The following is an 8,118-nucleotide window of genomic DNA, read 5'->3' as shown; positions in this document are numbered from 1 at the left end:
CTTATCGTCGGCAGCGTCAGATGTGTATAAGAGCCAGGCCCCCGTGCGCTGACCGGGAGGCCGTGTCGCGCCGGCTCGAGGACACGGCGCGCGCCCGGCCCCAGGAGCTCAACGCGGAAGTGAACCGGCTGGTGCAAGCCCTGGACGGCGTGCCCCTGCCGCCCGCGACCTCCGGACAGACGGCGCCTGACCGGGCCCGGCAGCTCACGGTGTACCTGGAAGCAGTCTGCGCCCTGGACGCGGAACCGGCCGTGGCGCCCGGCGTGACGAGCGAGCACGAGCGACTGCGCGCCATCCTCGACCGGCCGGAGTTCGCGAGGGCCCGGCAGCGCAACAGCGACCTGCTGACGCGCCTGCTGCGCGAGCTGCAGACCTGGCTGGAAGGTCTCTTCGAATCCAGAGGCGCGCAGGGCTTCGCGGTGGCCACGCGCGCGGTGATGCTGGGCCTGGCGCTGGCGGTGGTGTTGTTCGGCGTGCTGCGGGTGCGCTGGCGCCGGAGCAGGAAGACCGTCATGGCGCCGGGAGTGGGAGGCGAAGCCGCGCCCCTGGAGCTGGACACGCCCGGAGAACACCTGGGCCGGGCGCGCACCGCGCTGGAGACGGAGGATGCGCGCGAAGCCATCCGCGAGGGCCTGCTGGGCCTGCTGTCCACGCTGGAGCAGCGCAAGCTGGCGAGGCCGGACCGCGTGAAGACCAACCGTGAGCTCGCCGCGGAGCTGCCCACGCGAGGAGCCCCCGCGCGCGTGACGGGCGAAGTGGAGCGGCTGGTGGGTTGGTACGACCAGGCCTTCTATTCGCTGGAGCCGGTGTCGCGGGAGGAAGCCGCGCGCTTCGTGGAGTCCGTGGAGCAGCTGCACGGCACGCTCGCGGAGGGCCGGCCGTGAAGGAACTCAGCGACATCGATGACGGCCTGCTGCGCATGGCGTGCGGGGCCTCCGGAGCACGCCGGCACCTTCGTCGCGAAGGTCCCGCCAGGAAGGGCATGCGCGGCGTCGCTCCCAGCCTCTTGCTCGCGTCGTGCGACGTGCGCGAGCAACACCCGCCTTTCCTCGCGGAGGGCCGGCCGTGAGGAACGCGCGCGTCGCGGTCGTCCTGGGACTGCTGATCGCCGTGGCGCTGGCGGTGGGCCTGGCCTCGCATGAGGCGCCGCCGGACTCTCCCGTGCCGTCCATCACGAACCCAGGCCCCCTGGGCCTCAAGGCGCTCTTCGTCTACCTGCGGGAACGTGGACGCGACGTCAGCGCGCAGACGTCCTCACTGGAGTCGCTCCCCTCCGGCACGCGCACGCTGATCATCGCCGCGCCGCAAGCCCAGCCGGTGACGAAGGAGGAAGTCGCCGCGCTGGAGCGCTTCGTCCGGGGCGGTGGCACGCTCGTGTATCTGTCTCCGCATGCGCTGGGCGAACACCAGCCGGGCATGGAGGAATGGCTCGGCATCGTCACGGGCGCGTTGCCCGGCACCAATCACCAGGGCCTCGCCTCCGAATGGGTGGACCCCGCCGGCGTCACCGTGGACGTGTGGCTGCCCGCGGGCGCGCTGCGCGACCTGTCACTGCTGCGCGTGGCCCGGGACCGCAGCCTGCGGGTGGAGCACGAGGACGCCGTACCGCTCGCGGGGCTGGGCGCGGCGGGCGTGGTGTGGCGCTGGGGCCTGGGCCAGGGCGAGGTCTACGTCGTCGCGGGCCCGGACCTCGCGGAGAACCGGCGCCTGGAGCTGCTCGACAACCTGCGCTTCTGGGACGCGCTCGCTGCCCGCGGTCCCCTGCGCTTCGACGAGTTCCACCACGCCGTCATCACGCGCCCGCCCCTGTCCCAGGGCCTCTGGGTCTTCATCGCGCAGAGCCTCGCCGTGGGGCTCGTCTACGTCGTCTCCCGAGGCACGCGCTTCGGCGCGCCCCGGCCCGTGCGCGTGGAGCGGCACCGCTCGTCGCGCGAGTACGTGCGCTCCCTCGGCTGGCTCATGCGCCGCGCGAAGGTGGAGGCGGAGCTGCTGCCGGAGCTCGACACGGCCCTGCGGCGCCTGATGCACGAGCGCCTGGGCATCTCTCCCTCCCTGCCGGACGCGGAGGCCGCGCGCCTCCTGGAGGAGACCTGCGGCGTGCCCGCGCGCGACTACCTGGACGCGAAGGAGGACCTCCTGCGCACGCGGGAGCGCACCCCCATCCGCCCCGCTGACTACACCCGCCTCGCCCGCCGCTACGCCCTGCTGGAGCGCCGCGTGACGGGCCGCGCGGACGACCCGCGCGAATGACGAAGGCGCGGTGCCCGGTGCGCTCACACGCCCCGGACCCGCGCCCTCTTGTCGCCCGGTACCGGACCGGACCTACAGCTTCTTGCCAGCCGCGAGCATCGCCTCGCCCACGTGCTGGCGGATCTCCGCGACGCGCGCCTCCCAGCTCTCGTGGAAGATCTTCTCCGCGCGCTCCCGGTTCGGGCCCGGGTTGTCCGCCAGCGCGGCGTTGACCTGCTTCACGTAGTCCTCGGGCGTGGTGGCGATGCGGCACAGCCCCACCTTGCGGACCTCCGGCAGATCAGACGACACCACCGGCAGGCCGGACGCCAGGTACTCGCGCACCTTCAGCGGGTTGGAGTTGAGCGTCAGCTCGTTGATGACGAACGGGTTGAGCGCCACGTCGAAAGCCTTGTTGTAGCCCGGCAGGTCCGCGTACGGCTTGCGGCCCAGCATGTGGATGTTGGGAACGGCGCGCAGGCGGCTGTCGTCGCAGTCCGGCGTCGTCTTGCCCACGATGACCACGGAGCCCTCCGGGTGCGCCTTCGCGCACGCGATGATGGCGTCCTGGTCGATCCAGTCCGCCACCAACCCGAAGAAGCCGATGATGGGCTTGGGCAGCTTCGCGATGTCCTCCGGAATCTTCGTCTCCGGGTCGCACGCCTTCACGAAGTGCGAGAAGTCCGTGCCGTGGCGCACCAGCACCGTGCGCGGGTTCATGCGCTTCTTGTTCTCGTACAGGCGCTCCGCGGACGTGATGCACATGTCCGCGCGGCGAAGCAGGCGCTCCTCCAGCTCCGCGATGTGCTTGCCGTTCGTGTCGCTGAACGCGGAGAACTCATCCACGCAGTGGTACACGACGAAGTCCTCGCCCAGCGTGCCGGACACCGGCGCGGAGGCGGGCAGGAAGCTCCAGGAGATGGGGCGCTCGAACTTCAGCTGCTTCATCGCGCGCAGCACCTGGAGCCGCAGCAGGTGGCGGTTCGCCTGGCGCACCGTCTCCGAGCCGTAGAACGGAATGGCCAGCGGCGCCAGGACGTGCAGGTTGGGCTCCACCTCGCGGATGCCCTGCGTGAACGTCTTCAGCTTCTTGATGATCCGCTGCGCGTCGTGCGCGTTCGCCTTGGGCGCGCGGTTGCCAATGCTGTTCACCCACAGCACGCGGTTGTCCCGCGAGAGGATCCGCATGATGTGCACCTTCGACAGGGGGTCGCCGTCCCAGTCGTTGGAGAACACCACCAGATCCCGCCCACGAAGGGCCCGCTTCGACAGGTCCATCTCTTCACTGCGCCGCATCGTCTTCTCCTGAAGTCAAAAGTTCCGTGCTGAAAGCCCTGAAGCGCGCCCCTTCACTCGAGGGCGCCCCAACCCCGTCCCCACTCCGTCACGCCGCGTTCACGGTTCCTGCACCTGCCATGCCGGACGGCAGCAACTCCGCGTACACGTCCAGCATCACCGGCCCCGCATCCGGGGCCATCACCTTCGCCGGGCCCGCCGTCAGCGCGTCGCGCACCGCCTGCGCCAGCGCCCGCTCGTCTCCAGCCTTGAACAACCGCGTGCCCTCCGGCCGCGCGCACACGTCGCTGGCCACGCACGGCACGCCCAGGGCCAGCGCCTCGCGCACGGAGATGGAGTCCCCGTCATGCGTGGTGGGCCGGATGAAGACGTCGCTCTGGGACAGGAGCCCCAGCGCCTTCGCGTGCTCCAGTTCGCCCAGGTCCTCCAGCAACCCCGCCACGCCCAGCTCGCGGGCGTCGCGGATGAACTCCTCGGCGCGCGTGCCCGGGCCGAACAGCGCCAGGCCCACGTCCGGGTGCGTCTCCGCGACCCGCTTCAGCGCGCGGAACATCTGCTTGCGCCCGTACACGGGCGACGGGTGGTGCGCCATCGCGAGCAGCGGACGGCGCCGGGCCCGAGCGGCCTCCACCTCCGGCGTCACCGGGCCGGGCAGCACCTGGGACGCGCAGAAGGCCGGATGCACCAGGACCTTCTCCTCCGGCACGCCGCACGCGACCACCGCGTCGCGCACCGCCGGGGACACGGCCACCACCCGCGCGTAGCCCGCCAGCGCCGTGCGCGCGAACACGCGCCGGGCCTGCGACTCCGCCAGGTAGTCGGGAATCAGCCCCGAGTGCAGCGTGATGACGCGCGGCGAACGAGGCCCGGGCATGCTGCCCACCAGCGCCGCCAGCACCCACGCCTTCGGGTTGTTGCCGCTGGTGTGCAGGTGGACCGTCCAGCCCGCGGAGGTGAATCCCGCGAGCCGCAGGCCGAAGGCGGCGGCGCCTTGCACGGGGAGGACGTCCGGAGCCGGCCGGCCACCCTTCCCGATGTCGAGCACCTTCGCCTCGACCCCGCGGTCGCGAAGGAATTGATGGAGTTGACGGACGTGGATGGCCACGCCCCCGTACGGCGGCGGGTAGTCCCCGACGAGCAGCACGCGCATGAAGGAAGCCCTCTTCTCCAACGAAGCCAGTGCCTAGCGCGCGGAAGCCTGCGCGGAGGGCCGCGGAACCTGGGTGAGCTTCGGCGGCGTCCGCGCGGGCAACAGGCCCATCTCACGCTGGTACGTGGTGAGCGGATCCGGGTCCTGGCGAATCACCTTCGCCGGCACCCCCGCCACCACCGCGCCCGCGGGCACGTCCTTCACCACCACCGCGTTGGCGCCAATCACCGCGAAGTCGCCCACCTGGATGTTGCCCAGCACCTTCGCGCCCGCGCCGATGCGCACGTAGTCGCCAATCACCGGCGCGCCCTCCAGCCCGGAGCGTCCGCCAATGGTGACCTGCTGCGAGATGAGGACGTGACGGCCCACCTTCGCCGCCTTGTGGATGACCACGCCGATGCCGCCGTAGCCCAGCTGCGTCCCCTCGCCCAGCTCCGCGTCCTCGGGGATGTACGAGCTGTGGAGGTAGTAGATGGCCTTGCGCAACACCGCCGGCAGCAACGGCACCCCACGCTGCTTCAGACCATGCGCCAGCCGGTACAACATCATCGCGTCGAATCCCATCACGCCTCTCCTCGCCCGCCCGAACTCCGTGACGCCTGGAAGGTAAGTACCCACGCGTGGGGAGGGAAGTGCTCCCCACGCGTTCAATTCCCGACGGTGGATCAGACCGCCCGGCGGGGACGCAGCGACTGCAGCGCACTCCACGGGCGAACGCCCTGCGCATACAGGCCCACCACGTACCCCACGACGAAGAGCAGCCCCGCCACCGCCAGCGGAAGCACCCGCCACAGGAAGCCCGTGGGCAGGTTCATCCACGTGTCGTGCACGCCCGTGCGCAGCAGGAAGATGCTCCCGCCCGCCGCGAACGCCGCCAGCGACGCCTGCGCCAGCTCCCGCCACGGGATGACGTCCTTGAGGCCCAGCTTGCGCTCCGGCGTGGACAGCGCCTGGGGCACGCGCATCAGCAGCATCCCCTTGCCCACCACCTCCGCCAGCGCCCAGGACGCGATGCCGCCCATCATCCCGAAGTACTTCACGCCGAACCACAGGAGCGGCACCGTCACCACCGCCTTCACCAGGTACGAGGCGAAGATGGCGCGCGTCTGGCCCCGGGCCCGGAGCGTCCCGTCCATGGGGAGGATCGCCAGCACCACGCCCATCACGCTCACCCGGAAGATGGGGACCGCCGGCAGGAACTTCTGGCCGAACATGGCCCCCACGAACTCCGGCGCCGCCGCGAAGAGGAACGCCGCGAAGGGCAGGAACACGTACGCCAGCTTGCCGGCCGCTTCCCGGAAGGCCTCCACGCCCTCCTCCAGCCGGCCCTCGCGCTCCAGCTCACCCAGGCGCACCATCAGCACCTCGCTGGTGGGCGTGTAGAGCAGGTCCACCACCGGCAGCTGGAAGCAGCCCACCCGGTAGAGCGCATACACCGCGGGGGCCACCACGCCCGCCACCGCGTACATGTGCGCGTTCTGCTGGGGGATGGCCAGGCACATCGCGGCACCGAAGGGCGCCGCGTACACCAGCTGCTCCTTGAACAGCTTCCAGTCCACCAGCGGACCCGTGGACCCACGCAGCGACACCACCCACGTGGCCACGTAGCGAAGCCCCGCGAAGCAGGCCACGGCGATCATCATCCCGTGCAGGGAGAAGCCCAGCAGCGGCGGCAGCACCATCACGCCCGAGCGCACCGCGTCGGACGCCAGGTACACCACCGCGGACGCCTTCGTCTTCCCCTGGCTGGTGAGGGAAATCTCCAGCGGGTAGCTGCCCAGGAAGAACGCCGTGTAGAGCGCCAGCGCCGCGCGGTGCTCCATCAGCGCCGGGTTGTTGAAGTAGGCCGCCACGTGGCCCAGGAAGGCCCACACCAGCCCCGCCGCCACGATGCCCGCGCCCGTGACGAAGAGCAGCGCGTGCCCCAGGTAGGGCCGCTTCGCCTCCGCGCGGGGCAGGAAGTAGTAGAGGCTCTGCGCCACGCCGAACGGCAGCACGTACGACAGCGTCGTGGCGATGAGGAACAGCTGGTAGTAGGTGCCGTACTCGTCCAGGCGAAGCACCCGGGCGAGCACGAGCGGAATGGACAGCGTCAGCCCGGCGGTGAACAACCGGGCCAACACCAACGGGCCGGCCCGCCCCAGGAACGACGGGGCCGAGGCCGGCTTGGGTGACGCATTCACTGGAGCTCCTCCGGCTGCGCCGCCTCCGAGGCCAGGGCCACGTTCGGCGCCACCACGACCTGCGCACCCGCCGTGCCCTGCGCAACCAGCGGATCAGACGCAATCACCGGCGCTGTCACGTCCACGACGTCCACCGGCGTCGCCTTCGCGAGCGCCGCGTCCAGCTCCTCGACGAGCACGTTGGAGGTGTTCATCGGGCTCAGGATGTGCGGCCGGTGGCCCAGCACCGGGTGGCTCATGCCCAGCACGCCGAAGCAGTCATCGAACTGGCACACCGTGAGCGTGGACGAGTAGTCCCCCATCATCCCCAGGCTGAAGTTCTCCCACATCACCTTGCGCTTGAGGGCGAACGGGTCGCCGCCCACGCGGTTGGGCAGGTCCTCCGTGGTGACGCCGGAGCGGAAGCCGTTGTCCTTGAGCACGCGGATCATCTCATCCGAGTACCAGCCGTTGCAGTACGCGAAGTCCTTCACCTGGACGCCGACCTCGCGCTCGATGGTCTGCTTGGACTCGACAATCTCCTTCTCCACCACCTCCGTGGGCTCCAGCGTCAGCACCGTGTGGCCCAGCGTGTGCGCGCCGAATTCGAAGCCGTCGCGCGCCATCTGGCGCACCTCGTCCCAGTTCATGACGTCGCCCTGCTCCGGCACCAGGTCCGCGCCGCCGCCCAGCTGCTGCTCCAGCGAGTCGATGATGCCCGTGAGCACGCGCGTCGGGTGCTCGCCGATGAAGTCGTCCAGCGCCGCGGACGCCGTCTTGCGCCCGGTGAGGATGGGGCCCAGGAGCTGCACCGACGGCGTGGGCATGGTGTCGTAGTCGGGACGGAACTTGCGCTCCTGCACGCAGCGCAGCAGGTGGAACAGCCGGTCGTGGTTGAAACGCTTGTCCGTGTTGATGAACGCCGTGGGCAGGTAGGTGATGGCCGGCACGCCCATCTGCTTGAGCACCGGGTACGCGTACCGGTACACGTCGCGGTAGCCGTCGTCGAACGTCACGACGAACAGGTCCTTCTTCGCGGTGCGCCGGCCCGCCATCACGTCCACCGCGTCACCGATGCTCGCCAGCTCGAAGCCCGCGGCGTTCGCCTCCTCCAGGTGACGGCGGAACGTCTCCTGGGAGATGAGCAGGCCCGGGATGGAGCGCTGCAGCTCCCCCGTGAAGTCGCTCACCACGCGGTGGTAGCTCACGATGAGGATGCGCCGGCCCCCCGACTGCGAACGGCGGTACGCCGCCATCGCCTTGCGCGCCCCGCTGTAGTGG

The 8,118-nt window shown here is 70.7% G+C and carries 8 protein-coding genes; 3 read left to right on the top strand and 5 right to left on the bottom strand.

Annotated features, from left to right (window positions below; all coding sequences use genetic code 11):
- The first annotated feature begins 20 nt into the window (after positions 1–20).
- Genes D7W79_RS46540 through D7W79_RS34800 form a run of 3 tightly spaced genes read left to right on the top strand, consistent with a single transcriptional unit; the run spans position 21 to position 2,250 of the window.
- Positions 21–884: a DUF4129 domain-containing protein gene (locus tag D7W79_RS46540; protein ID WP_120529630.1), complete on the top strand. Its 864-nt coding sequence runs from the start codon at positions 21–23 to the stop codon at positions 882–884.
- The gene (locus D7W79_RS43360) at positions 881–1,069 is read left to right on the top strand and encodes a hypothetical protein (RefSeq protein WP_147442198.1); all 189 of its coding nucleotides are present in this window, start codon (positions 881–883) and stop codon (positions 1,067–1,069) included. Before D7W79_RS46540 ends, D7W79_RS43360 begins: the two co-directional genes overlap by 4 nt.
- A complete protein-coding gene (locus D7W79_RS34800) occupies positions 1,066–2,250 on the top strand; it encodes a DUF4350 domain-containing protein (RefSeq protein WP_120529629.1) in 1,185 nt (394 codons plus the stop codon). The genes D7W79_RS43360 and D7W79_RS34800 overlap by 4 nt, the downstream gene beginning before the upstream one ends.
- Positions 2,251–2,322: 72 nt before the next feature.
- On the opposite strand, the gene exoP is transcribed toward D7W79_RS34800, so the two are convergent.
- The 5 genes from exoP to exoL all read right to left on the bottom strand — a co-directional run bounded on the left by exoP (position 2,323) and on the right by exoL (position 8,093).
- Entirely contained in the window at positions 2,323–3,525 is a 1,203-nt protein-coding gene (gene exoP / locus D7W79_RS34795; RefSeq protein ID WP_120529628.1) for a spore coat polysaccharide biosynthesis glycosyltransferase ExoP, read from the bottom strand.
- Between the two features lie 88 nt (positions 3,526–3,613).
- Positions 3,614–4,675, bottom strand: coding sequence for a glycosyltransferase family 4 protein (locus D7W79_RS34790; protein WP_120529627.1), 1,062 nt, complete (start codon positions 4,673–4,675; stop codon positions 3,614–3,616).
- Between the two features lie 33 nt (positions 4,676–4,708).
- On the bottom strand, positions 4,709–5,239 hold the full coding sequence (locus D7W79_RS34785) for a serine O-acetyltransferase (protein WP_120529626.1): 531 nt from the start codon (positions 5,237–5,239) through the stop codon (positions 4,709–4,711).
- A gap of 101 nt (positions 5,240–5,340) precedes the next feature.
- Complete coding sequence (locus tag D7W79_RS34780) at positions 5,341–6,858, bottom strand: lipopolysaccharide biosynthesis protein (protein WP_120529625.1); 1,518 nt, start codon at positions 6,856–6,858, stop codon at positions 5,341–5,343.
- Complete coding sequence (gene exoL / locus D7W79_RS34775; RefSeq protein WP_120529631.1) at positions 6,855–8,093, bottom strand: spore coat polysaccharide deacetylase ExoL; 1,239 nt, start codon at positions 8,091–8,093, stop codon at positions 6,855–6,857. The genes D7W79_RS34780 and exoL overlap by 4 nt, the downstream gene beginning before the upstream one ends.
- Positions 8,094–8,118 lie beyond the last annotated feature (25 nt).

The organism is Corallococcus exercitus, assembly GCF_003611585.1.
In the GTDB taxonomy this organism is placed as follows: domain Bacteria; phylum Myxococcota; class Myxococcia; order Myxococcales; family Myxococcaceae; genus Corallococcus; species Corallococcus exercitus.
This window is presented reverse-complemented; position numbering and strand designations above follow the sequence as displayed.